The sequence below is a fragment of the Streptomyces sp. NPDC096079 genome, assembly GCF_040303145.1.
In the GTDB taxonomy this organism is placed as follows: domain Bacteria; phylum Actinomycetota; class Actinomycetes; order Streptomycetales; family Streptomycetaceae; genus Streptomyces.
Map to the genome: position 1 here is coordinate 536,172 of NZ_JBEOST010000002.1, position 24,056 is coordinate 560,227.

At 73.4% G+C, this 24,056-nt stretch carries 21 protein-coding genes; 10 read left to right on the top strand and 11 right to left on the bottom strand.

The window, feature by feature from the left end; genetic code table 11:
• The first annotated feature begins 43 nt into the window (after window positions 1-43).
• The 3 genes from ABTY59_RS06355 to ABTY59_RS06365 all read left to right on the top strand — a co-directional run bounded on the left by ABTY59_RS06355 (window position 44) and on the right by ABTY59_RS06365 (window position 2,991).
• Complete coding sequence (locus tag ABTY59_RS06355; RefSeq protein ID WP_352017733.1) at window positions 44-466, top strand: organic hydroperoxide resistance protein; 423 nt, start codon at window positions 44-46, stop codon at window positions 464-466.
• 118 nt (window positions 467-584) lie between these two features.
• Window positions 585-2,159, top strand: coding sequence for a serine/threonine-protein kinase (locus ABTY59_RS06360; protein ID WP_352017734.1), 1,575 nt, complete (start codon window positions 585-587; stop codon window positions 2,157-2,159).
• A 10-nt stretch (window positions 2,160-2,169) separates the two neighbouring features.
• Entirely contained in the window at window positions 2,170-2,991 is an 822-nt protein-coding gene (locus ABTY59_RS06365) for an EI24 domain-containing protein (RefSeq protein ID WP_352017735.1), read from the top strand.
• Window positions 2,992-2,997: 6 nt separating this feature from the next.
• Here ABTY59_RS06365 and ABTY59_RS06370 read toward each other — a convergent pair whose 3' ends face one another.
• Window positions 2,998-3,960: a LysR family transcriptional regulator gene (locus ABTY59_RS06370; protein ID WP_352017736.1), complete on the bottom strand. Its 963-nt coding sequence runs from the start codon at window positions 3,958-3,960 to the stop codon at window positions 2,998-3,000.
• Between the two features lie 147 nt (window positions 3,961-4,107).
• On the opposite strand from ABTY59_RS06370, the gene ABTY59_RS06375 reads away from it, so the two are divergent.
• Entirely contained in the window at window positions 4,108-6,294 is a 2,187-nt protein-coding gene (locus ABTY59_RS06375) for a M4 family metallopeptidase (protein ID WP_352017737.1), read from the top strand.
• A 119-nt stretch (window positions 6,295-6,413) separates the two neighbouring features.
• Here ABTY59_RS06375 and ABTY59_RS06380 read toward each other — a convergent pair whose 3' ends face one another.
• Both ABTY59_RS06380 and ABTY59_RS06385 read right to left on the bottom strand, forming a co-directional pair.
• Window positions 6,414-7,127, bottom strand: coding sequence for a carbon-nitrogen hydrolase family protein (locus ABTY59_RS06380; protein WP_352017738.1), 714 nt, complete (start codon window positions 7,125-7,127; stop codon window positions 6,414-6,416).
• A gap of 8 nt (window positions 7,128-7,135) precedes the next feature.
• Window positions 7,136-8,065: a LysR family transcriptional regulator gene (locus ABTY59_RS06385; protein ID WP_352017739.1), complete on the bottom strand. Its 930-nt coding sequence runs from the start codon at window positions 8,063-8,065 to the stop codon at window positions 7,136-7,138.
• Window positions 8,066-8,123: 58 nt separating this feature from the next.
• Here ABTY59_RS06385 and ABTY59_RS06390 point away from each other — a divergent pair, with 58 nt between their 5' ends.
• Window positions 8,124-8,921 (top strand): NAD(P)-dependent oxidoreductase, encoded by a 798-nt coding sequence (locus tag ABTY59_RS06390; protein WP_352017740.1) that lies wholly within the window; start codon window positions 8,124-8,126, stop codon window positions 8,919-8,921.
• Window positions 8,922-8,930: 9 nt separating this feature from the next.
• On the opposite strand, the gene ABTY59_RS06395 is transcribed toward ABTY59_RS06390, so the two are convergent.
• Window positions 8,931-9,509 carry a TetR/AcrR family transcriptional regulator gene (locus ABTY59_RS06395; RefSeq protein WP_352017741.1) on the bottom strand — a complete coding sequence of 193 codons (579 nt, stop codon included), beginning with the start codon at window positions 9,507-9,509 and terminating at the stop codon, window positions 8,931-8,933.
• A gap of 158 nt (window positions 9,510-9,667) precedes the next feature.
• Between ABTY59_RS06395 and ABTY59_RS06400 the strand changes: the two genes are divergently transcribed.
• A complete protein-coding gene (locus ABTY59_RS06400; RefSeq protein WP_352017742.1) occupies window positions 9,668-12,115 on the top strand; it encodes a glycoside hydrolase family 3 protein in 2,448 nt (815 codons plus the stop codon).
• Window positions 12,116-12,176: 61 nt separating this feature from the next.
• On the opposite strand, the gene ABTY59_RS06405 is transcribed toward ABTY59_RS06400, so the two are convergent.
• On the bottom strand, window positions 12,177-13,058 hold the full coding sequence (locus ABTY59_RS06405; RefSeq protein ID WP_352017743.1) for an SGNH/GDSL hydrolase family protein: 882 nt from the start codon (window positions 13,056-13,058) through the stop codon (window positions 12,177-12,179).
• A 259-nt stretch (window positions 13,059-13,317) separates the two neighbouring features.
• Here ABTY59_RS06405 and ABTY59_RS06410 point away from each other — a divergent pair, with 259 nt between their 5' ends.
• Window positions 13,318-13,812: a DUF3145 domain-containing protein gene (locus ABTY59_RS06410; RefSeq protein WP_352017744.1), complete on the top strand. Its 495-nt coding sequence runs from the start codon at window positions 13,318-13,320 to the stop codon at window positions 13,810-13,812.
• A gap of 375 nt (window positions 13,813-14,187) precedes the next feature.
• Here ABTY59_RS06410 and fabF read toward each other — a convergent pair whose 3' ends face one another.
• From fabF to fasR, 5 genes are all read right to left on the bottom strand, one after another.
• Window positions 14,188-15,450, bottom strand: coding sequence for a beta-ketoacyl-ACP synthase II (gene fabF / locus ABTY59_RS06415; protein ID WP_352017745.1), 1,263 nt, complete (start codon window positions 15,448-15,450; stop codon window positions 14,188-14,190).
• 78 nt (window positions 15,451-15,528) lie between these two features.
• A complete protein-coding gene (locus tag ABTY59_RS06420) occupies window positions 15,529-15,777 on the bottom strand; it encodes an acyl carrier protein (RefSeq protein WP_351191550.1) in 249 nt (82 codons plus the stop codon).
• A 60-nt stretch (window positions 15,778-15,837) separates the two neighbouring features.
• A complete protein-coding gene (locus ABTY59_RS06425) occupies window positions 15,838-16,869 on the bottom strand; it encodes a ketoacyl-ACP synthase III (protein ID WP_352017746.1) in 1,032 nt (343 codons plus the stop codon).
• Between the two features lie 18 nt (window positions 16,870-16,887).
• Window positions 16,888-17,805, bottom strand: coding sequence for an ACP S-malonyltransferase (locus ABTY59_RS06430; protein WP_352017747.1), 918 nt, complete (start codon window positions 17,803-17,805; stop codon window positions 16,888-16,890).
• An 89-nt stretch (window positions 17,806-17,894) separates the two neighbouring features.
• Window positions 17,895-19,076 carry a fatty acid biosynthesis transcriptional regulator FasR gene (gene fasR, locus ABTY59_RS06435; protein ID WP_352017748.1) on the bottom strand — a complete coding sequence of 394 codons (1,182 nt, stop codon included), beginning with the start codon at window positions 19,074-19,076 and terminating at the stop codon, window positions 17,895-17,897.
• Window positions 19,077-19,147: 71 nt separating this feature from the next.
• Between fasR and ABTY59_RS06440 the strand changes: the two genes are divergently transcribed.
• On the top strand, window positions 19,148-19,801 hold the full coding sequence (locus tag ABTY59_RS06440) for a pirin family protein (protein ID WP_352017749.1): 654 nt from the start codon (window positions 19,148-19,150) through the stop codon (window positions 19,799-19,801).
• Between the two features lie 35 nt (window positions 19,802-19,836).
• On the opposite strand, the gene ABTY59_RS06445 is transcribed toward ABTY59_RS06440, so the two are convergent.
• Window positions 19,837-20,994 carry a L,D-transpeptidase gene (locus tag ABTY59_RS06445; protein WP_352017750.1) on the bottom strand — a complete coding sequence of 386 codons (1,158 nt, stop codon included), beginning with the start codon at window positions 20,992-20,994 and terminating at the stop codon, window positions 19,837-19,839.
• A 237-nt stretch (window positions 20,995-21,231) separates the two neighbouring features.
• On the opposite strand from ABTY59_RS06445, the gene ABTY59_RS06450 reads away from it, so the two are divergent.
• Both ABTY59_RS06450 and murJ read left to right on the top strand, forming a co-directional pair.
• A complete protein-coding gene (locus ABTY59_RS06450) occupies window positions 21,232-22,419 on the top strand; it encodes a lipid II:glycine glycyltransferase FemX (protein WP_352017751.1) in 1,188 nt (395 codons plus the stop codon).
• The gene (gene murJ, locus ABTY59_RS06455) at window positions 22,416-24,026 is read left to right on the top strand and encodes a murein biosynthesis integral membrane protein MurJ (RefSeq protein ID WP_352017752.1); all 1,611 of its coding nucleotides are present in this window, start codon (window positions 22,416-22,418) and stop codon (window positions 24,024-24,026) included. Before ABTY59_RS06450 ends, murJ begins: the two co-directional genes overlap by 4 nt.
• The last annotated feature ends 30 nt before the right edge of the window (window positions 24,027-24,056 follow it).

Genomic DNA, 24,056 nt, shown 5'->3' on the forward strand with positions numbered 1-24,056 from the left:
CGTGGGCGCGAGTCGCGGCGAACCGCAGAAGGAAGTACCCAGCATGTCCATTCAGCAGTCCGACGTTCTCTACACCGCCGTCGCCACCGCCGAGAACGGCCGTGACGGGCGCGTCGCCACCGACGACGGTCAGCTCGACGTCGTCGTGAACCCGCCCAAGGCCATGGGCGGCTCCGGCGCGGGCACCAACCCCGAGCAGCTCTTCGCGGCCGGCTACAGCGCCTGCTTCCAGGGCGCGCTCGGCGTCGTCGCCCGCAACGAGAACGCCGACGTCTCCGGCTCGACGGTCACCGCCGAGGTCGGCATCGGCAAGAACGACGACGGCTTCGGCATCATCGTCAAGATCTCGGCGACCATCCCGAACGTGGACGTCGAGACGGCCAAGAGCCTGATCGAGAAGGCCCACCAGGTCTGCCCGTACTCCAAGGCGACCCGCGGCAACATCACGGTCGAGCTCGCCGTCTGATCCCGGACACGCCGAGCGAGGGCCGCACCCCGACCGACCGGGGTGCGGCCCTCGTCGTGTCCGGACCGGCGTGCGGCATCATGTCCGTGTCCGTGTCGGTGGAAGGGGGAGCGCGGTCGTGGCGTACGACGGGTCGGAACGCGGCGGTCCCGAGCTGATCGGCGGCCGGTACCGGCTGGGCGAGCGGCTCGGCCAGGGCGGCATGGGCGTCGTCCGGCGCGCCACCGACGAACTGCTCGGCCGCCAGGTCGCGGTCAAGACCCTCGCGCTCGACTCCGGCGCCGACCCGGCCGACGCGCTGCGGGAGGCCAGGGTCGTCGCCCAGGTCCGCCACCCCCATGTGATCGTCGTCCACGACGTGGTCGAGCACGAGGGACGGCCCGCCCTCGTCATGGAGCTCGTCGACGGCGGCTCCCTCGCCGACCGGCTGGCCGCCGGCGAGGTGTTCTCCCCGCGGGAGACCGCGCGCCTCGGACTCGGCCTCCTCGACGCGCTGACCGCCGCCCACGCCCGCGACGTGCTGCACCGGGACGTGAAACCGGCCAACGTCCTCCTGGAGAAGGACAGCGGCAGGGCGGTCCTCACCGACTTCGGCATCGCCAGCCTCCCCGGCGCCACCACGCTCAGCAGGACCGGGGTCTTCATCGGCACCCCCGAGTACACGGCGCCCGAGCGGATGCAGGGCGGCGACGCCGGACCCGCCTCCGACCTGTGGTCGCTCGGCGCGGTCCTGTGCGCGGCGGCCACGGGCACCTCGCCGTTCCGCCGGGACTCCATCGGCGCCGTCCTGCACGCGATCGTGTACGAGGAGGTCCGGCCGTCCGCGGCCATGGGGCCCCTCGTCCCCGTCGTCCGGGGCCTGCTCGAACGGGACCCGGAGCTGCGCCTCGGGGCCGCGGAGGCGCGCCGGATGCTCGCCGCGTGCGCGGCGGGGGAGGAGCCGGCGGCGGTCGCCCTCGGGCCGACCCTGCGCGAGGACGCCCCGGCCGCCGCCCCGACGCCGGCGGCCCTGGACCGGGCGGGTCAGGACACGGCCGCCGGGGGCCCGGGGAGCGGGCGCCGGGGACCACGGGCGCTGCCGTTCGTGGCGGCCGCCGCCGCGGTCTGCGCGGCGGCGGCGACGGTGGCGGTGCTGCTCGCGCTGCAGGACGAGCCGCCGAAGGGGGCGGCGGCGGGGCCGCACGGCACGATTGGAGCAGGCTCCACGGCGACGTCGGCACCGGCGAGCACCCCGGCCTCCGGGACCGGGCGGTTCCCGTCCCGGCAGGTCACCGACGAGGACGGCTTCACCCTGCTCGTCCCCTCCGGGGCGACCCGCTCGACCGACGGTGCCCGGATCATCTACACCTCGCCGGACGGAGCCGTCCGGGTCGGCGTGCGGATCCGGCCGGTCCCGCCCGGCGGGGCGATCGGGGTGATGCGCGCCTCCGCCGAGGACGGCCCGACGAGCAACCCGGGGTACCGCGACGCCACCGTCGAGGAGACGACGCACCGCGGGCTGCCCGCCGCCCGCTGGGAGTTCACCTGGGACGGCTTCACCCGCGCCGAGGGCTCCCGGCACACCTTCGACCTCGCCTGGGAGGACGACGAGACCCTGTACGACGTGTGGGTGTCCGCGCCGCTGGGCCGCCTCGAAGAGGCCAGGTCCCGCTTCGGGGCGACCGTGGATTCCTTCCGCGTCACCGGCGGTTAGGGTGACCTCCATGCGTGATCTCGGGGTGGGTTTCAAGTACCTGTTGCAGGGCCAGAAGTGGGTGGGCCGGCACGGACGCTGGTTCGGCTTCGGGCTGCTGCCCGGACTCGTGACGCTCGTCCTGTACGCGGGGGCGCTCGTCGGTCTCGGTTACGGAGCCGACGACCTGACCGCGTGGGCGACGCCGTTCGCCGACGACTGGTCCTCGCCCTGGCTCGGGATCTTCCGCGGCACCCTGACGGCTCTGGTCTTCGCCCTCGGGCTCTTCCTCGCGGTCATCACCTTCACCGCCGTCACGCTCCTCGTCGGCCAGCCCTTCTACGAGTCGCTGTCCGAGGAGGTCGACCGCAGCGAGGGCGGCGAGGTGCCCGAGTCGGGCCTGCCGCTCTGGCGCGAGTTGTGGATCTCGGCCCGCGACAGTCTGCGGATCCTGCTGCGGGTCGCGTTCTACGGCGTCCTGCTCTTCGCCTGCGGGTTCATCCCCGTCGTCGGCCAGACCGTCGTCCCCGCCATCGGCTTCGGCGTCTCCGGCTTCTTCCTCGCCGAGGAGCTGACGGCCGTCGCGCTCCAGCGCCGGGGCGTCGAGCTCAAGGAGCGGCTGCGGCTGCTCCGCGGGCGCCGACTGGCCGTCCTGGGCTTCGGCGTGCCGCTGACGCTCGCCTTCCTGGTGCCCTTCGTCGCCGTCTTCCTCATGCCGGGGGCGGTCGCCGGAGCCACCCTGATGGTCCGTGACCTGCGGGGCGAGAACGGGGCCGACGACGAGGCCGGCGACACCGACGAGGACGACCGGGACGCCGGTGCCCGGCGCGGAGCCCACCACCTCCCGCACTGAGGCCGCTCAGCCCTCCAGGACCGGGTGCAGCTCGGGTCGCGCGTCCCACCACGTCCGGTGGAAGGCGTTGTTGTCGACGTTCGCCAGGTAGGCGCGGGCCGCCGAGCCGTACAGCAGCTCCGCCTGCCGGGCCGACACCGCGGCCCGGTTCCAGGCGAGCCGGATGCGTCCCGTCACCGGATCGCCCTCCAGGGGCCGCAGCACCGTGCCCTCCGCCGCCGGGGCCGTCGGCTGGCTCATCGAGATCGCCCGGCCCGCCGCGATGAGGTCGTAGTGCATCTTCCGGTCCGCGACCCGGTGCCGTAGCGAGGGCGTGAACCCGGCCTTCTCACAGGCGGCGACGAGCGCCTCGGGGCCGCCGTCGTCGTCCTCCACCAGTGTCATCCACGACTCGTCCGCGAGCTCGGCGAGCGCGATCCGCTCCCGTCCGGCCAGCGGGTGCGCCGCCGAGAGCCGCACGCAGAAGGGCTCCTTGGGGACGAGGGTGCGCGCGGTCGTCCCCTCCGGCAGCGGCACCTCGTGGTCGTTGACCTCCCCGTACAGCACGGCGTCGTACCGTCCCGCGCCGAGCTGCCGGGTCAGCGTCGTCGCCGAGTGCTCCACGGTGACGGCGATCTCCTGGCCCGCCATGGCCTGTTCCAGTTCACCGAGCAGCCGGTCGACGAGGACGAGCAGGATGCAGCCGAGCCGCAGCGGGGAGTGCGGGGCGGCGGCCCGCGCCCCGGCGGCCAGCGCGTCCATCTCGCCGAGCACGAGCCGCGCCTTGGAGAGCACGAACTCGCCGAGCGGCGTGGGCTCCACGCCGTGCCGGCCGCGCAGGAAGAGCTCCCCGCCCGCGACCCGCTCGATGCGGCGGAGCTGTGCGGAGAGGGCCGGCTGCGAGACGCCGAGCCGCCCGGCGGCACGCCCCAGACTGCCCGCCTCCGCTATCCGGCAGACGGCCTCAAGATGCCTCAACTCCAGCTGCATTTCAGCAGCGTACGCAGCGGCGCACGGGCGCACCATAACCCGCGTCTTATGCCGCGTGAGATGTCCCGAACTGGCCATGTCCACGCCCATACTCGGCGCGACGATCCGTCTCCCCCACCACGATCCCCACCCCGATCGGAGCAGACGTTGCACCCCACCAGACTCACGGCGACCGTGGCCGCCCTGGCGCTCTCGGCGAGCCTCGCGACCGCCCTCGCCGGCCCCGCCGCCGCGGCCCCGCAGGCGCAGCCGGTACCGCCCGGCCACGGCAAGTCCCTGGCGCTCGCCGCCGCGGACAAGGCGGCGGCCAGCGGTCTCGACGAGCTGCGGCACGGAGCCGACGAGGACCTCGTCCGGACGTCCGTCACCCCCTGGGCGAACGGCCTGTACTACGCCTCGTACGAGCGCACCTACCGCGGCCTCCCGGTCGTCGGAGGCGACGCGGTCGTCGTCTCCGACAGCTCCGGCAGGGTCCGCGAGGTCACCGGCGCCACGGCCCCGGCCATCAGGGTCTCCACGAGGGCGACGGTGACGGCGGACGCGGCCCTCGCCACCGCCCGGAAGCAGCTGGCCTCGGTCGAGAGCGCGAGCGCCCCGGAGCTGACCGTGCTCCTCAAGGGCGGCAAGGCGGTCCTCACCTGGCACACCCTGGTCGTCGGCCGGACCGCCGCGGACGCCCCCAGCTCGCTCGACACCTTCGTCGACGCGCGCACCGGGGCCGTCGCCCGCGCCACCGACAAGATCCTGCACGCCGACGGCCGCGGTTACCACAACGGCAACGTCACCATCGACACCGCCGCGACCTCGATGACCGACACCAGCCGCGGCTCCTTCAAGTGCGGCGGCCAGAACGGCAGCGCCTACACGGGCTCCTCGCCGTGGGGCAACAACGGCGCCAACGACCTGGTGACCGCCTGCGTCGACATCATGTACGCGGCGCAGCGGGAACACTCCATGCTCAAGGAGTGGTTCGGCTACAACGGCCAGAACGGTCAGGGCGGCATGGTCCCCGCCCGCGCCGGACTGGGCGAGGTCAACGCCTACTACGACGGCACGAAGACGACCTACGGACGGGCCCAGACCGGCTCCAACCAGCTCACCGCCATCGACGTCGTTGCCCACGAGTACGGCCACGAGATCTTCGACCGGACGCCGGGCAGCTCGGGCTCGTCCAACGAGAACGGCGGCATGAACGAGTCGACGGGCGACATCTTCGGCGCGCTCACCGAGCACTACGCCAACAACCCGAACGACACCCCGGACTACACGGTCGGCGAGGAGGTCAACTTCTTCGGCGACGGCAAGCCGATCCGCTACATGTACAACCCCTCGCTCGCCGACAGCGCCCCCAACTGCTACCCGCAGTTGACCTCCGGCACCGAGGTGCACGCGGCGGCCGGCCCGCAGAACCACTGGTTCTACCTGCTCGCCGAGGGCTCCAACCCGGGCGGCGGCAAGCCCAGCAGCCCGATATGTTCCGGCGGTCCGTCCTCCGTGACCGGCATCGGCATCCAGAAGGCCGGCAAGATCTTCATGGGCGCACTGCTCATGAAGACCTCCTCCTGGAACCACCCCGCCGCCCGCAGGGCGACCCTGACCAGCGCCAAGAACACCTACGGCAGCGCCGAGTGCAACGCGGTGAAGGCGGCCTGGAACGCGGTCGGCGTGCCGGCCCAGTCCGGTGAGACCGACTGCGGCGGCACCACCACGCCGGACTTCTCGCTCGCCCTGAACCCGTCCTCGGGCTCGGTCCAGGCGGGTGCCTCCGTGACCTCCACGGTGAACACCTCCACCACCGGCGGCAGCGCGCAGACGGTGCAGCTCTCCGCGAGCGGCGCCCCGAGCGGCGTCACGGTCTCCTTCAGCCCCTCCTCGGTGACCTCGGGCTCCTCGTCCACGATGACCGTCCAGGTCGCCGCGGGCACCGCCAACGGCACGTACCCGATCACCGTCACCGGTACGGGCTCCGCCACGCACACGGTCACCTACCAGCTGGCGGTCGGCACCACGACCCCGCCCACCGGCTGCGACGACACCCAGTACACGTACCAGGGCACCCTGGCCTCCGGTCAGGCCGCGGCCCAGCCCAACGGCTCGTACTACTACTCGGCGACCTCCGGCACCCACGTGGGCTGCCTGCGCGGCCCGGCCGGCACCGACTTCGACCTGTACCTGCAGAAGTGGAACGGGTCGGCGTGGGTGGACGTGGCCGTCGGCGGCACGGAGACGGCCGACGAGGACACCAGCTACTACGGCACCGCGGGCTACTACCGGTACCTGGTCCACGCGTACAGCGGCTCCGGCGCGTACACGCTGGGTCTGAGCGCCCCGTAAGGGGGACGAACGCCCCGTGACGGGGCCGGGGTGACGCCGTGGACCGGGGGTTCCACGACGGTCTCCCCAGGGGGCCGGACGGTCGTATGTCCCACGACCGTCCGGCCCTTCCCGCGTGCTCAGCCCACCTCGGCGAGCACGAACCCCGGCTCCTCGGCGCCCGCGTCCGCGATCCGCCCGCCGTCCGGGCCCCAGGCCCCGGCCAGGCCGCAGCCCACCCCGTCCTCGTTGGGCCCCAGCACGTTGCCGAGCACCACATGGAGGCCGAAGTCCCGGGCCCGCGCCGGATACACCGTCTCGAAGGAGTCGTTGTCGGCGCCGAGCACCGAACTCGCCAGATACACGGCGCAGCCGTCGGCGGCGGCCCGCTCGGCCAAGGCGGGGAAGCGGTTGTCGTAGCAGGTGGCCAGGGCGAAGCGGACCCCGTCGAGCGCGAACCGCCCGTCGGTGGAACCCGCTGCGAAGACCTCGGCCTCGACGCCGTACAGGTGCTGCTTGTCGTAGCGGGCGAGGAGCGAGCCGTCGGGTCCGACCACCAGCGTGGTGATCCCGGCACCCGAACCGGCCGTGCGCACCGGCCCGTTGACCACGGCCGCCGCGCCGACGGCCCGGCACGCCTCCCGCACCGGTTCGAGGCGCGCGTCGTCCTCGGTGAGGACCAGGCCGGGGGAGTCGCGGATCAGGGACGGCTCGTACCCGGTGAGCGAGAGCTCGGAGAAGACCACGACCCGCGCCCCCTCCGCCCCGGCCGCCCGGACCAGGCCGGCGATCGTACGGACGTTGGCGTCGATGTCCCCGGCGACCGGGGCGAACTGGGTGGCTGCGACGATCATGGCCCCCATCATCCCGCGTGCCCGCCGCGCGGGAACCCCGGGGATCCCCGCAGCGCCTCCGCCGTCTCCCGCAGCACCCCGAGGAACGCGGTCGCCGCCGTCGTCGGGACCGGCGGGAGGGCCGCGCGGATCCGGCGGTACGGGACGTCCTCCGGGGGGATCGTGACGAGCGCGACGTCCGGGCGCACCGAGGCCGCCGCGAGCGCGGGCACGAGCGTGACGCCGAGCCCCGCCGCGACCGCGCCCAGCTTGGCGATCCAGTCGTGCGCGAGCAGCCCGGTGCGCGGCCGGAACCCGGCGGCGACCGCCGGACGGAAGAGGGTGTCCTCCAGGCGCTCCTTGCCGACGATCCACTCCTCGTCGGCGAGTTCGGCGAGCCGCACCTCCCGCCGCCCCGCGAGCGGATGGTCCCGCTCCAGGGCCACCAGCACCGGCTCGTCCAGCAGGTGCCGCAGCGTCACCCCGGGCGGCGGGGCCGTGCCGAGCGCCGGGCTGACCACGGCCAGGTCCTCCTCCCCGGCGACGACGAGCCCGAGGTGCTTCACCGACGGGCCCTCCACACGCGTGACCACGACACCCGGGTGCCGCTCGCGGAAGGCGGCCTGCGCGCGCGGCACGAGCGAGGCGGTCGCGCTGGAGAAGGCCCCGAGCCGCAGCAGCCCGCCGCCGAGCGTGCGCAGGGAGTCCAGTTCGGCGCGGGCCGCGGCCAGCCGGTCCCGTACCGCCTCGGCGTGCGGCAGCAGCACCCGGCCCGCCTCGGTGAGCCGCACCCCGCGCGGCAGCCGCTCGAACAGCTCCGCGCCCATCTCCTCCTCCAGGGCCTGGACCTGGCGGGACACCGCGGACTGCGTGTAGCCGAGGGCGTGGGCGGCGGCGGTGAGGGACCCCGCGCGCGCGACGGCGAGGAAGGCCTCGTACAGGCCATGCGAGACGGGCATGGCAGCCATGCTAGACATTCGCTTGTCGCATGCCGGGGCCGGGCCTAGCGTCGACGCCATGGAGAACACCCCGCAGAAGACCGCGTTCCTCGGCCTCGGATCCATGGGCCTGCCGATGGCCCGCCGGCTGCTCGACGCCGGACATCCCCTCACCGTCTGGAACCGCACGGCCGGCAAGGCCGACGCCCTCGTCGCCGACGGCGCCGTCCGGGCCGCGACGCCCGCCGAGGCCGTCCGGGACGCCGACGTCGTCGTCACGATGCTCGCCGACCCGGCCGCCGCCCTCGCCGTCGCGGACGAGATGCTCCCCGCGCTGCGCCCCGGCACCCACTGGATCGACACCTCCACGGTCGGCCCCGACGTCGTCGCCGGCCTCGCCGCGCGGCTCCCCGCCGGGGTCACCCTGATCGACGCGCCCGTCATGGGCAGCGTCGACCGGGCCGCCGCCGGCGAGCTGATGATCCTCGCGGGCGGGGACACCACGCCCGTCGCCGCCGTCCTCGACCGGCTCGGCACCGTCACGCCCTGCGGCGGTCCCGGCACCGGCGCCGCCCTCAAGCTGGTCCTCATCAACGCCGCGATCGGCGGGGTCGCCCTCGTCGCCGAGGCCCTCACGCTCGCCGGCGCCCTCGGCCTGCCCCGCGAGCTCGCGCTGCGCACCCTGGGCGCGGGCCCCCTCGCCGGAGCGGTCGGCCGGGCCACCGCCACCGGCTCGTACTTCCCGGTCGGCCTCGCCGCGAAGGACGTCGGCCTGGCCACGTCCGCGGCGAAGCTCCCCGTCCTGGAGGCCGTCCACGGCCTCCTCACCGGGGACCCGGCCCTCCTGGCCGAGGACCTGGCGGCGATCGCCCGCTAGTGCTGAGCACTAGTCCCCGGAGCCGTCCCCGCCGTGCAGCAGCCGCAGGAAGTCGCGGAAGGCGCCCGGCATGTCCACCGCCGACGGGTCCAGGAGCCACTGGTACTGGAGGCCGTCCATCACGGCCGTGAGCAGCGGCGCCGCCCGCTCCGGGGTGAGGCCGCCCGGCAGCCGCTCGCCGAACTCCAGCCGCAGGACGTCCGCCATGTTGGCCCGCACCTGCGCGTACCGCTCGGTGAAGAACTCCCGAGCCGGATGCCCGTCGGTGACGCTCTCGCCGAGCAGCGCGGAGAAGGTCTGCACGATCCCGGGCCGCATCGCGTTGTACTCGACGAGGGACTCCAGGAGGTCGAGCCGCCAGCCCTCGCGGTCGCGGCCCCCGCTGGTGTCCCACCGGTCCCGCTCCTCCAGGACCGCGACGAGCAGCGCCTCCTTCGTCGGGAAGTAGTGCAGCAGTCCCTGCTGGGTCAGCCCGACGCGCTCGGCGACGGCGCCGAGGGTGGCGCCCCGGTAGCCGCGTTCGGCGATCACTTCGAGGGCGGCGCGCAGGATGTCCGCGCGCCGCTCCTCGCTCCTGGCCCGCACCATCGCCGCGGCCCCCTTTCACAGGTTCGTCCGACAGGACCGTACCCCCTCGTCATGGCAGGGAAGTAACAGAATGATTACGTCACCTACCGATCTACAGGTAGGTGGGTGCACGATGGGCGCATCGGGGTCATTCGGTACGTCAACCAGGAGGTACGGCCATGGCGGAGACCAGCGCGGAGACCGTGAGGAACACGGCCGTCGAGGCGGCACTCGGCAAGCTCGACCTGGACACCAAGACCAGGCTGCTCGCGGGCCAGGACATGTGGTCCCTGCCCGCCCTGCCGGAGATCGGCCTGAAGTCCCTGGTCATGTCCGACGGCCCCATCGGCGTCCGCGGCGTCCGCTGGACCGCCGACGACCCGTCGATCGCGCTCCCGTCCCCGACCGCCCTCGCCGCCACCTGGGACCCGGAGCTCGCCCGCAGGGCCGGCCGCCTCCTCGCCCAGGAGGCCCGCCGCAAGGGCGTCCACGTGCTCCTCGCGCCCACGGTCAACCTGCACCGCACCCCGCTCGGCGGCCGCCACTTCGAGGCCTACAGCGAGGACCCGTACCTCACGGGAGCCATCGGCACCGGCTACGTCCTGGGCGTCCAGGACGGCGGCGTCGGCACCACCGTCAAGCACTACGTCGGCAACGACGCCGAGACCGACCGCTTCACCGTCGACAACCGGATCGCCCCCCGCCCGCTCCGCGAGCTCTACCTCGCCCCCTTCGAGGCCATCGTCAAGAACGCCCACCCCTGGGGCATCATGACCGCCTACAACCAGATCAACGGCGTGACCATGACCGAGCACCACGAGCTCGTGAACGAGGTCCTGCGCGGCGCATGGGGCTTCGACGGCTACAACGTCTCCGACTGGATGGCCGCCCGCTCCACCACCGGCGACATCCGGGGCGGCCTCGACGTCGCCATGCCCGGCCCCGACACCGTCTACGGCCCGGCCCTCGCCGCCGCCGTCCGGTCCGGCGAGGTCGAGGAGTCCGCCGTCGACGCCGCCGTACGCAACGTCCTGCGGCTCGCCGCCCGCGTCGGCGCCCTCGAAGGCGCCCCGCCGGTCGTCACCGAGCCCCCCGCCGCCCTCGACGGCGACGCCCTCGCCCGCGAGATCGCCCGCCGCGGCTTCGTCCTGGTACGCAACGAGAGCGGCGCCCTGCCCCTCGCCGAGGGCCGCACCGTCGCCCTCTCCGGCGCCGCCGCCCGCGACGCCCGCGTCCTCGGCGGCGGCTCCGCCCAGGTCTTCCCCGAGCACGTGGTCTCCCCGCTCGACGGCCTCGCCGCCGCCCTCCCCGCCGGCGCGCTCACCTTCACCCTCGGCGCCGACCCCAGCGAGGAACTCGCCCCCGCCGGCGCCAACTCGCCGGGGTTCACCCTGCGCGCCCGCTGCCGCGACGCCGCCGGGAACGTCATCGGCGAGGGCTCCCTCCCCAACGGCCAGGTCCAGTGGATCGGCGACGACCTCCCCGAGGGCGTCACCCACCAGGCCCTCGCCTCCATCGAGGTCATCGGCACCTTCACCCCGCGCGAGTCCGGCGAGCACGCCTTCGGCACCCGCGGCCTCGGCGCCTTCACGCTCGGCGTCGGCGGCACGACCGTCTTCGACGGCGTCCAGGCCATGGGCCCCGAGACCGACCCCTTCGAGGCCTTCTTCGGCTCCCCGGTCGAGCGTGCCAAGGTCGTCCTCACCGCGGGCGAGACCGTCGAGGTCTCCCTGCTCCACACCCTCGACAAGGAGTTCGCGGCCCCGCTCCCGGCCGTCATGTTCTCCTTCGTCCACCTCGGTCCCCGCCGTGACCCCGACGAACTGATCGCCGAGGCCGTCGAGGCAGCCCGCGCCGCCGACACCGCCGTCGTGGTCGTCGCCACCACCGAGCGCGTGGAGTCCGAGGGCTTCGACCGCAAGGACCTCGCCCTCCCCGGCCGCCAGGACGACCTGGTCCGGGCGGTGGCCGCCGCCAACCCGAACACCGTCGTCGTCGTCAACGCCGGCTCCCCGGTCGAACTGCCCTGGCGCGAGGACGTGGCCGCGATCCTGCTCAGCTGGTTCCCCGGCCAGGAGGGCGGCGCCGCGCTCGCCGACGTCCTCACCGGCGCCGAGGAGCCCGGCGGCCGCCTCCCCACCACCTGGCCCGTCGCCCTCGCCGACGTCCCGGTCACCGAGGTCACCCCGACCGACGGCGAACTGCACTACACCGAGGGCGTCTTCATCGGCTACCGCGCCTGGGACAAGGCCGGCGCCGTCCCCGCGTACCCCTTCGGCCACGGCCTCGGCTACACCACCTGGGCGTACGACTCCCTGGTCGCCGCCCCCGACACGGTCACCGTCCGCCTCACCAACACCGGCGCCCGGCCCGGCCGCGAGACCGTCCAGATCTACCTGGCGCCCGTGTCCGACCGGTCCGAGCGGCCCGTCCGCTGGCTGGCCGGCTTCGCGAGCGTCGAGGCCGCGCCCGGCGAGACCGTGGAGACCGTGATCACGCTGCCCCGCCGCGCCTTCGAGATCTGGGACGAGGAGAAGGGCGACTGGACCCTCGTGACCGGCGCGTACGAGGTCGTCGCCGCGCACTCCCTCGCGGACGCGCGGCTGAGCGCGACGCTGGAGATCTGACCCTCCCGCGGACACCCCGAACAGGCCCCGGGGCGGAACCTGACAACCGCCCCGGGGTCCCTCATTCCTCCGTGATCCGCCGGTACGCGAGCTCCGCGAGGCGCGCCTGCCCGTCCCGGCTCGGATGGAACCAGTCCCAGGGGCTCAACTGCGCCCCGTCGAAACGGAAGCCGAAGACCGCCCCGCCGTCGTACCGGCAGCGCGCGTCCTTCGCGCAGACCTCCTCCAGGACCTCGTTGTACGCCACCACCCGGTCCCGCACCGCGGCCCGGCGCCGCTCCGCGGCGGGGCCCAGGTCCTCCGCGTCCGCCAGCATCGCGCCGCAGATCCCCAACTTCCAGACCTGGAGCCCCATCGGGCTCATCCGCCCCGTCGACCACAGATGCCGCAGGTCCGGCACGCTCGCCACGTACACCTGCGCCTTCGGCGCCCCGGCCCGCAGCCGGGCGAGGGCCGTCTCGAACGAGGCGCGGAAGTCGGCGACCGGGGTCATGAGGTCCGGCGTCGGCCGGCAGGCGTCGTTCGCCCCCATCATCACCGTCACCAGCTCGGGCTTCTCGGCGGCCGCCCCGGCCATCTGCTCCGGGAGCTCCGCCATCCGCGCCCCCGTCCGGGCCAGGTTCCAGCTGCGGGCGGCCACCTTCTCGGGGCCCAGCAGACGCAGCGCCAGACTGTTGACCGCGGTGTCCGTCCCGGTCGCCCACGACACCTCGGGGCAGTCCGAGAGGACCGAGCAGGCGTCGAAGGCGCGGGTCACGGAGTCGCCGACGGCGGCGACGGACGTGGGGGAGACGTCCCACAGCGGTGCCGGCCTCGGCGTGGCGGGTCTGCCGGACGTGGCCGCCTCCGGGTCCCCCTGCGTACAGCCGGAGAGCGCGCCGCCGCACAGCAGCGCGGCCGTCGCGGCGGCGACAGCGGTACGGAATCGGCGTCGGCCGCGCATCCCCGGCCCCTCCTTCGGCGTCCTGGCGGGTGAAAGCTTCGTGTTCACCCGCCCCCGGACCGACCGTACGTCACACCGATGACGGCGCGGCACGGTAGCTTTTCCCCCGTCGAACCAGAGGCGCCTTCGCCGACCGGCTCCGGTAAATTACATCACGTCACATGCTGTCCCCTTTTTGAGGGTTTGCGATGTTCTGCTCCTGATGCTGTTTACTGAGGCCGCTGGGCAAGGCGAACCTCGTCCCACACTGGAGGTCCCGGTGACGACACGTGGAGTCCTGTACGTACACTCCGCACCGCGCGCGTTGTGCCCGCACGTCGAATGGGCGGTCGCGGGCGTTCTCGGTGCGAGGGTCCAGCTCGACTGGATCCGCCAGCCGGCGTCCCCCGGCACCTGGAGAGCCGAGTTCTCCTGGAAGGGCCAGACCGGCACCGCCTCCAAGCTGGCCTCCGCGCTCCGCGGCTGGCAGATGCTCCGCTTCGAGGTCACCGCGGAGCCCTGCCCCACCGCCGAGGGCGAGCGCTACAGCGCCACCCCCGACCTGGGCATCTTCCACGCCGTCACCGGCATGCACGGGGACATCCTGGTCCCCGAGGACCGGCTGAGGGCCGCCCTCGCGCGCTCCGCGCAGGGCGAGACCCAGCTGGAGGCGGAGATCGCCAAGCTGCTCGGAAAGCCCTGGGACGACGAACTGGAGCCCTTCCGGTACGCGGGCGAGGGCGCCCCCGTCCGCTGGCTGCACCAGGTCGTCTGACCCCGCTTCACCCACGGGTTGCGGATTCCGCCCGGGCGCGCAGGGGGCACGCCGGGTGGGAGAGCAGGGGGAGCCGCGCCGGCAGCGGGCGGTGCCCAAGGGCGGCACGACCCGCTCTCCGGCACGGAGGGCGCCCTGTCCGCCCCCGGGGCCTCAGCGGTGGCGGCGGCACCGTCCGGCCCGTCGTCCGCGACGGCCCGCTGGTCACGCTAGCCCAGCGGGAGCCACTGGCCCCCCGAACTCGTCCCCGTCCCCGGCGGCCACGTCGTCCTCGACCAGATCCTGATGCACGCGCAACCGGCGGCGTTCGCCCTGCGCCGACGCATGACGAAGGCCCGCCCCCCGTGCGGGGAGCGGGCCTTCGCCGCGCGCGTGTCAGACCGTCCGGAACGCGAGGACCACGTTGTGGCCGCCGAAGCCGAACGAGTTGTTGATCGCGGCGATCGTGCCCTGCGGGAGCGCGCGGGGCTCGGCGCGGACGATGTCGGCGTCGACCTCCGGGTCCAGCTCGTCGACGTTGATCGTCGGCGGGGCCAGGCGGTGGTGGAGCGCCAGGACCGTCGCGACGGTCTCGATGCCGCCGGCGCCACCGAGGAGGTGGCCCGTCATCGACTTCGTCGCGGAGATCGCGACGTGGTCCAGGTCGTCGCCCAGGACCTTCCGCAGCGCCTTGATCTCGGCGACGTCGCCCTGCGGCGTCGACGTGGCGTGCGCGTTGAGGTGGACGACCTCGGCCGGCTTCAGGTCCGTCGAGTCCAGCAGGTTCTGCATCGCGGCGGCGATGCCCCGGCCGGTCGGCTCGGGCTGCGCGATGTGGTGGCTGTCGGCCGACAGGCCCTGGCCCAGCACCTCGCAGTAGACGCGGGCGCCGCGCGCCTTCGCGTGCTCCTCGGACTCCAGGATCACGACGCCCGCGCCCTCGCCGAGCACGAAGCCGTCACGGCCGGTGTCGTAGGGACGCGAGGCCTTCGTCGGCTCGTCGTTGCTCTTGGACATCGCCATCATGTTGGCGAAGGCGGCGATCGGCAGCGGGTGGATCGCGGCCTCGGTACCACCGGCGACGACCACGTCGGCACGGCCGGTACGGATCATCTCGACGGCGTAGCCGATCGCCTCGGCACCCGACGCGCACGCGGAGACGGGGGTGTGGACGCCCGCCCGGGCGTTCACCTCCAGGCCCACGTTCGCGGAGGGGCTGTTCGGCATGAGCATGGGCACGGTGTGCGGGGAGACGCGGCGGACGCCCTTCTCCTTCAGCACGTCGTACTGGTCGAGCAGAGTCGTTACGCCACCGATGCCGGAGGCGATGACGGAACCGAGCCGCTCGGGGACGATGTTCTCGTCCTCGCCGGCCGGGCCCGTGTAGCCCGCGTCGGCCCACGCCTCACGGGCCGCGATCAGCGCGAACTGCGCCGAGCGGTCCAGCTTGCGGGCCAGCGGGCGGGGCAGCACGTCGCCGGGGTCGACCGCGGCGAGGGCCGCGATCTTGACGGGCAGTTCGGCGAAGCGCTCGCCCTCAAGGGGCTTGACGCCGGAACGTCCCGCGATCAGACCTTCCCAGGTCGATGCGGAGTCGCCACCCAGCGGTGTGGTTGCGCCGAGACCGGTGACGACCACGGTGCGATTGGTCGAGCTCACAGGAAATCTTTCTCCACGTGTGTGATGGTCGGATTACGGCGCCACCGCCGGGTGGCGAACCGAGTCAGCGGGACCGGATCAGTCCTGGTGCTTCAGGATGTAGGCGGCGGCGTCGCCCACGGTCTTGAGGTTCTTGACGTCCTCGTCGGGGATCTTGACGTCGAAGCGCTCTTCGGCGGCGACGACGACCTCGACCATGGACAGCGAGTCGACGTCCAGGTCGTCGGTGAAGGACTTGTCCAGCTGGACGTCCTCGACGGGGATGCCGGCGATCTCGTTGACGATCTCGGCGAGACCGTCGACGATCTCCTTCTCGGTGGCGGCCATGTGGCGCTCCTTCTTGTGTCTGTACTGAGGAAAAAACGGCTTCCGGATGATCCGGAGTGCCTAGGGGAGGGTAACGACCGTCGCGGCGTAGACGAGACCCGCCCCGAAGCCGATGACGAGCGCGGTGTCGCCGCTCTTCGCCTGCCCGGTCGCCAGGAGCCGCTCCATCGCGAGCGGGATCGAGGCGGCCGAGGTGTTGCCGGTGGTCTCCACGTCACGGGCGACCGTCACGTGCTCCGGCAGCTTCAGAGTCTTCACCATCGAGTCGATGATCCGCATGTTCGCCTGGTGCGGGATGAAGACGTCCAGGTCGTCCGCCGAGATGCCGGCGGCGTCCAGCGCCTGCTGGGCGACCTTCGCCATCTCGAAGACGGCCCAGCGGAAGACCGCCTGGCCCTCCTGCGTGATGGCGGGGAACTTGATCTCGCCGGCCTCGTTGACGGGCAGCTTCGACACGTCGCCGACCTGGAACTCGTTCCACGGCACGGTCTGCTTGATCGTCTCGGACTTGTCGCCCTCGGAACCCCAGACCGTGGGGCCGATGTGCGGGTCCTCGGAGGGGCCGACGACCACGGCGCCGGCGCCGTCACCGAACAGGAAGGCCGTCGCGCGGTCCTCCAGATCCGTCAGGTCGCTGAGCCGCTCCACGCCGATGACCAGGACGTACTCGGCCGAACCCTCGACGATCATGCCCTTGGCGAGCGTCAGGCCGTAGCCGAAGCCCGCGCAGCCGGCGGAGATGTCGAACGCGGCCGGCTTCCCGGCGCCGATCTTGTCGGCGATCTCGGTGGCGACGGCCGGGGTCTGCTTGAAGTGCGAGACCGTGGAGACGATCACGGCGCCGATCTGCTCGGGGCTGATCCCGGCATCGGCGATGGCCTTGCCCGAGGCCTCCACCGACATGGCGGCGACCGTCTCCTCCGGAGAGGCCCAGTGGCGGGTGGCGATGCCGGAGCGCGAGCGGATCCACTCGTCGGACGAGTCGATCTTCTCGAGGATCACCTCGTTCGGCACGACCCGGGTGGGACGGTAGCCGCCGACACCGAGGATCCGCGCGTACGGGGCGCCCTTGCTGGGCTTGATCTTCGACATGTTTCTCGACACTCCTTGTCAGACGGCCGCGTGCTCGGCGATGAGCGTACGGGCCGCGTCCAGGTCGTCGGGAGTCTTGAGCGCCACCGTGGCCACGCCCGGCAGGGCCCGCTTGGCGATGCCGGTCAGGGTGCCGCCGGGGCACACCTCGATCAGCGCGGTCGCCCCGAGCTCCTGGAAGGTCTCCATGCACAGGTCCCAGCGGACCGGGTTCGCGACCTGGCCGACGAGACGGGACACGACCTCGGCGCCGTCGGTGACGACCCGCCCGTCCTTGTTGGAGACGTAGCGGGTGGTCGGGGCGGCCGGGGACAGCTGCTTCGCCGCCTCCTCCAGCGTCGCCACGGCCGGGGCCATGTGGTGCGTGTGGAACGCGCCGGCGACCTTGAGGGCCACGACCCGGCGGACGCCCTCGGGCTTGTCCGCCTCCAGGGCGGCCAGCTGCTCCAGCGTGCCGGCGGCCACGATCTGGCCGGCGCCGTTCACGTTGGCCGCGGTCAGGCCGAGCTTCTCCAGGTGCGGGACGGTCACCTCGGGGTCACCGCCGAGCAGCGCCGACATGCCCGTCGCGGTGATCGCGGCGGCGTCCGCCATCGCGAGTCCGCGGGTACGGACGAGCCGGAGCGCGGCCGTGTCGTCGAGGACGCCCGCGAACGCGGCCGCGGTGAACTCGCCGACGCTGTGACCGGCGACAACGCCGGGCGCCACGTCACCGAGCGCGGCCGCGGAGAGCAGGCCGGCGGCGACGAGGAGCGGCTGTGCCACGGCGGTGTCGCGGATCTCGTCCGCGTCCGCCTTCGTGCCGTAATGGGCGAGGTCGAGCTCGATCGCGTCCGACCAGGCCGCGATGCGGTCGGCGGCGCCGGGGAGTTCGAGCCAGGGAGTCAGGAAGCCGGGCGTCTGAGCGCCTTGGCCGGGAGCGACGAGTACGAGCACCCTCACACTCTCTCTTGGGGACGGCTCCGAGCGCCCGTGGGGACAAGGACGAAGAACCGTCGGGGGAATTGTTGGTGTTCGACAAAAGTCTAGGACTGCGGATCTGCGTCGGCCAAGCGTCCGAGAATCAGGGCGATCCGCAGCGTGAACGCGGAGCGCACATCGGAGGGTGACCAGCCGGTGACGTCGGTCACACGTCGAAGCCGGTAGCGCACGGTGTTCGGGTGCACGAAAAGCATCCGGGCCGCGCCTTCCAGGCTGCTCGCCTGCTCCAGATAGACACTGAGAGTTTCGAGCAGCGCCGAGCCCGCCTCCTCCAGCGGTCTGTAGATCTCCTCCACCAGCTGCTCGCGCGCCGAAGGGTCGGACGCGATGGCCCGCTCCGGGAGCAGATCGTCCGCCAGGACCGGGCGGGGCGCGTCCTGCCAGGCCGAGCAGGCCTTGAGCCCGGCCGCCGCGGCCTGCGCGGAGCGGGTCGCGGCCAGCAGGTCGGGGACGACGGGCCCGGCGACGACGGGCCCCGGCGCGTACGGCCCGATCAGCGCCTTGGCGACGGCCAGCGGGTTGTCGTTCCCGCCGGCGATGACGACGAGCCGGTCGCCGAGGACGCCGGTGAGGACCTGGAGCTTGGCGTGCCGGGCGGCCCGGCGGATCGCCTCCACCGTCAGCTCGCTGTCCCCGTCGGGGGCGGTGCCGAGGACGACGCACACGTGGTCGGGCGAGTTCCAGCCGAGGGCGGCGGCGCGGGAGACGGCCCCCTCGTCGGCCTCGCCGGAGAGCACCGCGTTGACGACGAGCGATTCGAGCCGGGCGTCCCAGGCGCCCCGGGCCTCCGCGGCCTGGGCGTACACCTGCGCCGTGGCGAAGGCGATCTCCCGGGCGTAGACGAGGAGCGCCTCGCGGAGCACGGACTCGTCGCCGGGGGCGGCGACCTCCTCGATGGCCGACTCCATGACCTCGATGGTCGTGCGGACCATCTCCACGGTCTGGCGCAGCGTGATCGCGCGGGTCAGCTCGCGGGGTGCCGTGCCGAAGACGTCCGTCGAGATCGCCTGCGGGGTCTCCGGGTGCCGGAACCACTCGGTGAACGCGGCGATGCCGGCCTGGGCGACCAGGCCGATCCACGACCGGTTCTCGGGCGGCATCGCGCGGTACCACGGCAGCGTCTCGTCCATGCGGGCGATGGCGCCGGCGGCGAGCCGCCCGGACGACTGCTCCAGGCGCTTCAGGGTCGCGGCGTGCGGATGGGAGGCGTTCACGGGTTCAGGCACGGGGACAAGAGTGCCTTATCGGGACGCGGGCATGCGGGGTCGGGGGCGTTTCCCCGGGCTACGGTACGTCCGTGATACGCATCCAGCGCGCGGGCGAGCGGTACCCCGGCGGCGACCCCGAGGCCGGCATCGAGACCCGGCACGCCCTGTCCTTCGGTCCGTACTACGACCCCGACAACCTCCGCTTCGGCGCCCTCCTCGCCTGCAACGAGGAGCGGCTCGCACCCGGAGCGGGCTTCGACGAGCACCCCCACAGCCACACGGAGATCGTGACCTGGGTCGTGGAGGGCGCGCTCACCCACCGGGACACGGCGGGGCACGAGACGGTCGTCCGGCCCGGCGACCTCCAGCGCCTGAGCGCGGCGGGCGGCGTCCGCCACGTCGAACGCAACGACGCCGCGGCCCCCCTGGTCTTCGTCCAGATGTGGCTGGCCCCGCTGACACCGGGCGGGGAGCCGTCGTACGAGGTGGTGCGGGACCTGGCGGGCCCGTACGCCGTCCCGGCGGCGGGCGCGGTGCTCCACGTCCACCGCCTGAAGCCGGCCGAGTCCGCACCGCTGCCCCCCGCGCCCTTCGTGTACGTGCACGTGGCGCGGGGCCGGGTGTCGCTGGCCGACGAGGAGCTGGGCGAGGGCGACGCGGCACGGCTGACCGGGGCGGAGAGCCCGCACCTGACCGCCGGGTCGGACGCGGAGGTCCTGGTCTGGGAGATGCGCGCGCCGTAGCGGCCCGACGGGCGCGGGCGCGGGTCACGGGCGCGTCAGCGCAGCGCGCTCTTGGACTTCCAGTCCGCCCAGGACACGTTCCACGCCCCGTACCCGTTCCCCGGGGCCACCGTCCCCTTCGTCTCCTGCCCCTTGATCTCGAAGGGGTCGCCGACGTTGACCGAGGCGTAGAACGACGCCGCGTTCTCGTCGCTCATGCCGATGCACCCGGAGCTCTTGTTCGCCTTGCCGAAGTACGGCCCGTTCCACGGGGCCGCGTGCGCGTACATGCCCGACCAGGTCAGGCGCATCGAGTAGTCCACGTCCTTGTCGTAGGCGTCGCCGAGCCCGACGGTCTCCGAGTTCATGTTGATGGTGCCCTCCTTCGCCATCAGCACGGCCGTCCCCCGCCAGGACCGCTTGTCGCCGCCCGGGGTCCCGCCGGAGACGGGGATCGTGCGGACCGTCCGCCCGTCCCGTACGACGTGCAGCTGATGGGCGTCGAGGTCGACCTTGACGATCTGCGAGGCACCGACGGTGAAACCGGTGCGGTAGTCCCGTACGAACCAGCCGCCGCCCGAGTCCGTGCCGTCGAGGTCCGCTTCGAGGGTGACCTTCGTGCCCGGCTTCCAGTACTCCTTGGGACGCCAGTCGGCCCGGTCCCGGCCCGAGTAGTCCTTCACCCAGCCCCACGACCCCTCGGTGTCGTTCGAGGTGGTGACCTTGAGCTGCCTCTCCACGTCCGCCTTCCGCGTCACCGGGAGGTCGAAGACGATCGACAGGGGGTGCGCGACGCCGACCGTCGTGTTCTTGCCGGGCGCCAGCGTCACCTTGTTGACCTTCTCCGGCTCCGGGGTGGAGAACGACGACCGGCTCGTCGACTCCTTGCCGTCGGCGGTACGGGAGGTCACCTCGACCGTGTAGGAGGTGCCGGGCGCCGCCTTGCGGTCCGAGACCCAGCTCGTACCGCCCGACTCCGTACGGCCCTTGAGGCTGCCGCCCTCGCCGTCGACGACCTTCACCTCGGTGAGCGTGCCGCCGGTCGCGGTCACCGTCACCGGGCTGCCGGCCGCCTTCCGTACGACCGTCACCTTCGCCGGGGGCGCGGACGCCGCCCCGTCCGCCGCCCCGGACGAGCCCCCGTCCGCCGCCTGGGCCGAGCAGGCGGTGAGGGACACGGCCAGCGCGACGGCCGCGAGGACGGGACGGGACATGCGAGTCGGCGTGGTGCGTATCGGCAGCACGGAAGACCTCCGCGTGGTGAGGAAGAAAGGGGATGCCCTGGACTGTAGGACGCCCCCCGACCCGCGCGGGGCGCCGGACACCTCTGTGACCGGGCCTGCGACGCAACGGTCATCGTCCGGTCACAATGACCGCGCGACTCCGTCGAATTCGGCTGTGAGCCTGCTGTGCGCCCCACCACCGAGGGGCGGAACAAGGAGGCTCCCGTTGTGTCAGCGCTGCTCGTGACGGCCGCACCCGCCGACCGTCGCGCCCCCGCAGGACCGGTCAGGCTCGGACCCGTGACCCCCGAGGCGTACCGCGCGTTCCTCGACTCCCGCTCCGGCGCGGACGGCCCGAGCTTCCTCCAACTGCCCTCCTGGGCACAGGTGAAGGACGGCTGGAACCACCAGCTCATCGGCTGGGGCCGCGAAGGGGCGGAGCTCTCGGGCGTCGCGCTCGTCCTCCTGAGGCCCTTCCCCGGCACCCGCAAGTACTTCGCCTACCTGCCCGAGGGTCCCGTCGCCGACTGGGCGGACCCCGACCTGGACGGCTGGCTCGCCCCGCTCCTCGGCCATCTGCGCTCCCTCGGGGCCTTCGCCGTCCGCATGGGCCCCGGCCCCGCCTACCGCCGGTGGAACGCCGCCACCGTCAAGACCGGCACCGGTCCGGCCCGCCGGCTCTCCGACGTCCTCGCCGACGAGGTCGACCCGCTCGGCACCGCCGTCGCCGAACGGCTCCGGGCCCGCGGCTGGCGCAAGTGCGGCGGCGACTCCGAGGACGGCGCCGACGCCCAGCCCCGGCACGTCTTCCAGGTCCCGCTGGCCGGCCGCAGCACCGACGACCTGTGGACCGGCCTCAACCAGGAGTGGCGGCGCAACGTCCGCAAGGCCCGCAAGTCCGGCGTCGAGGTCGTCCTCGGGTCCGCCGCCGACCTCCCCGAGTTCTACCGGCTGCTGCGCGTCACCGAGGAACGCGACGGCTTCCGCCTCGGCCGCTCGCTCGCCTACTACGAGCGCCAGTACGCCGTCCTCAACGCCGAACAGCCGGGCCGCATGCGGCTCTACCTCGCCCGCCACGAGGGAGAGATCCTCGCCGCGCACACCATGCTCACCGTGGGCGGCCGCGTCTGGTACCAGACCGGCGCCTCCGCGGACCACCGCCGCGAGGTCCGGCCCTCCAACGCCCTCCAGTGGCGCATGCTCCTCGACGCCCACGCCCTCGGCGCCGCCGTCTACGACCTGCGCGGGGTACCCTCCACCCTTGATCCGGACGACCGCGCCCACGGACTGCTCCGCTGGAAGCTCGGCACGGGCGGACAGGTCGTCGAGACGCTGGGGGAGTGGGAGACACCGATGCAGGGCACGACCAACGGGGCGCTGTACCGCGCCTTCCAGGCCTACATGGCCCGTCGATGACCGCCACGCTCACCGCACCACCGGAGCGGAAGAAGGCCTCCGCCCTCCGCAGCGGCGCCGTCATGGCCGCCGGCTCGCTCGTCTCCCGCGCCACCGGATTCGTCCGGGCCTCCGTCGTCGCCGCCGCGCTCGGCGCGGGCCTCGTCGCCGACGGGTACGCGGTCGGCAACTCCCTGCCCACCATCGTCTACATGCTCCTCCTCGGCGGCGCCCTCAACGCCGTCTTCGTCCCCGAACTCGTCAAGGCCGCCAAGGAGCACGAGGACGGCGGCGTCGCCTACACCGACCGCCTCCTCACCCTCTGCGCACTCGCCCTGGCCGCGCTCACGGCGGTCGCCGTCCTCGCCGCCCCGCTGATCGTCGACGCCTACACCGACTACACGGGCGCCCAGCGCGACATGACCATCGCCTTCACGCGCGCGTGTCTGCCGCAGATCTTCTTCCTCGGACTCTTCACCCTCCTCGGACAGGTCCTCAACGCCCGGGGACGGTTCGGCGCCATGATGTGGACCCCGGTCCTCAACAACGTCGTCGCCGTCTCCGTCTTCGGCCTCTTCCTCGTCGTCGGCGACGGCGGGGAGCTCACCCCCGGCGAGACCGCCCTCCTCGGCTGGGGCACCACCGCCGGCATCGCCGTCCAGGCCCTCGCCCTGCTGCCCTCGCTGCGCGCCGCCGGCTTCCGCTGGCGCCCCCGCTTCGACTGGCGCGGCAGCGGCCTCGCGGCCCCCCTGCGCTCGGCGGGCTGGCTGGTGCTGCTCGTCCTCACGAACCAGGGCGCGTACTGGGTGACGACGTGGATCGCCACCTCCGCGGGCGGCCTGGCCGAGGGCGGCGGCACCGGCCTCGCCGCGTACAACAACGCGTACCTGCTGTGGACGGTCCCGCACGGCATCATCACCGTCTCCCTCGTGACCGCGCTGCTCCCCCGGATGAGCGGAGCGGCGGCGGACGGCGACCTCGCGGGGGTCCGCCGGGACGTCTCGTACGCCGTGCGGACCAGCGCGGCCGCCGTCGTCCCGGCGGCCTGCGCGCTCCTGGCGCTCGCCGTCCCCCTCATGACGGTGGTCTTCCGGTACGGGGCGACCACCGGCGACGACATCCGGGCGATGTCCTGGACCCTGATGGCCTTCGCGCCCGGCCTGGTCGCGCTCTCCGGCCAGTACGTGTGCACCCGCGCCTTCTACGCCCTGCGGGACACCCGCACCCCGTTCCTCCTGAACCTGGTCATCGCGGCCCTGAACGCCGGCCTGTCGTTCGCCGCCTACCAGTACCTCCCGACCCGCTGGGCGGTCACCGGCATGGCGGCGGCGTACTCGCTGGCGCTGTGGGCGGGCTGGGCGGTCACCGCGCACGCCCTGCGCCGACGGCTCGGGGGCGTGTCCGGCGGCTCCCGCAGCGCGCTCACCCGCCTCCTCCTCGCGGCGCTCCCGGCGACGGGGTACGGGCTGTTCGTGGCGGACGGCACGGCGCCGGCCGGACCGGTGGTGGCGGGCCTGGCGGGGGCGGCGACGGTCGTGGCGACCTTCGCGCTCCTCTCCCGCCCCCTCCGCCTGACGGAACTCCAGGCCGTCCTGACCTCCACCACGGCCCGCTTCCGCCGCACCTGACACCGGGGGAGGGACGCCTGCCCACGACGG

Excerpts from the sequence above, each read along its gene's own strand:
- ABTY59_RS06425 (WP_352017746.1), bottom strand. The coding sequence starts at position 16,869 with ATGTCGAAGATCAAGCCCAGCAAGGGCGCCCCGTACGCGCGGATCCTC.
- murJ (WP_352017752.1), top strand. The coding sequence starts at position 22,416 with ATGACCGCCACGCTCACCGCACCACCGGAGCGGAAGAAGGCCTCCGCC.
- ABTY59_RS06390 (WP_352017740.1), top strand. The coding sequence starts at position 8,124 with ATGGAGAACACCCCGCAGAAGACCGCGTTCCTCGGCCTCGGATCCATG.
- ABTY59_RS06355 (WP_352017733.1), top strand. The coding sequence starts at position 44 with ATGTCCATTCAGCAGTCCGACGTTCTCTACACCGCCGTCGCCACCGCC.
- ABTY59_RS06385 (WP_352017739.1), bottom strand. The coding sequence starts at position 8,065 with ATGCCCGTCTCGCATGGCCTGTACGAGGCCTTCCTCGCCGTCGCGCGC.
- ABTY59_RS06395 (WP_352017741.1), bottom strand. The coding sequence starts at position 9,509 with ATGGTGCGGGCCAGGAGCGAGGAGCGGCGCGCGGACATCCTGCGCGCC.
- ABTY59_RS06445 (WP_352017750.1), bottom strand. The coding sequence starts at position 20,994 with ATGTCCCGTCCCGTCCTCGCGGCCGTCGCGCTGGCCGTGTCCCTCACC.
- ABTY59_RS06400 (WP_352017742.1), top strand. The coding sequence starts at position 9,668 with ATGGCGGAGACCAGCGCGGAGACCGTGAGGAACACGGCCGTCGAGGCG.
- ABTY59_RS06405 (WP_352017743.1), bottom strand. The coding sequence starts at position 13,058 with ATGCGCGGCCGACGCCGATTCCGTACCGCTGTCGCCGCCGCGACGGCC.
- ABTY59_RS06380 (WP_352017738.1), bottom strand. The coding sequence starts at position 7,127 with ATGATCGTCGCAGCCACCCAGTTCGCCCCGGTCGCCGGGGACATCGAC.
- ABTY59_RS06420 (WP_351191550.1), bottom strand. The coding sequence starts at position 15,777 with ATGGCCGCCACCGAGAAGGAGATCGTCGACGGTCTCGCCGAGATCGTC.
- ABTY59_RS06370 (WP_352017736.1), bottom strand. The coding sequence starts at position 3,960 with ATGCAGCTGGAGTTGAGGCATCTTGAGGCCGTCTGCCGGATAGCGGAG.
- ABTY59_RS06365 (WP_352017735.1), top strand. The coding sequence starts at position 2,170 with ATGCGTGATCTCGGGGTGGGTTTCAAGTACCTGTTGCAGGGCCAGAAG.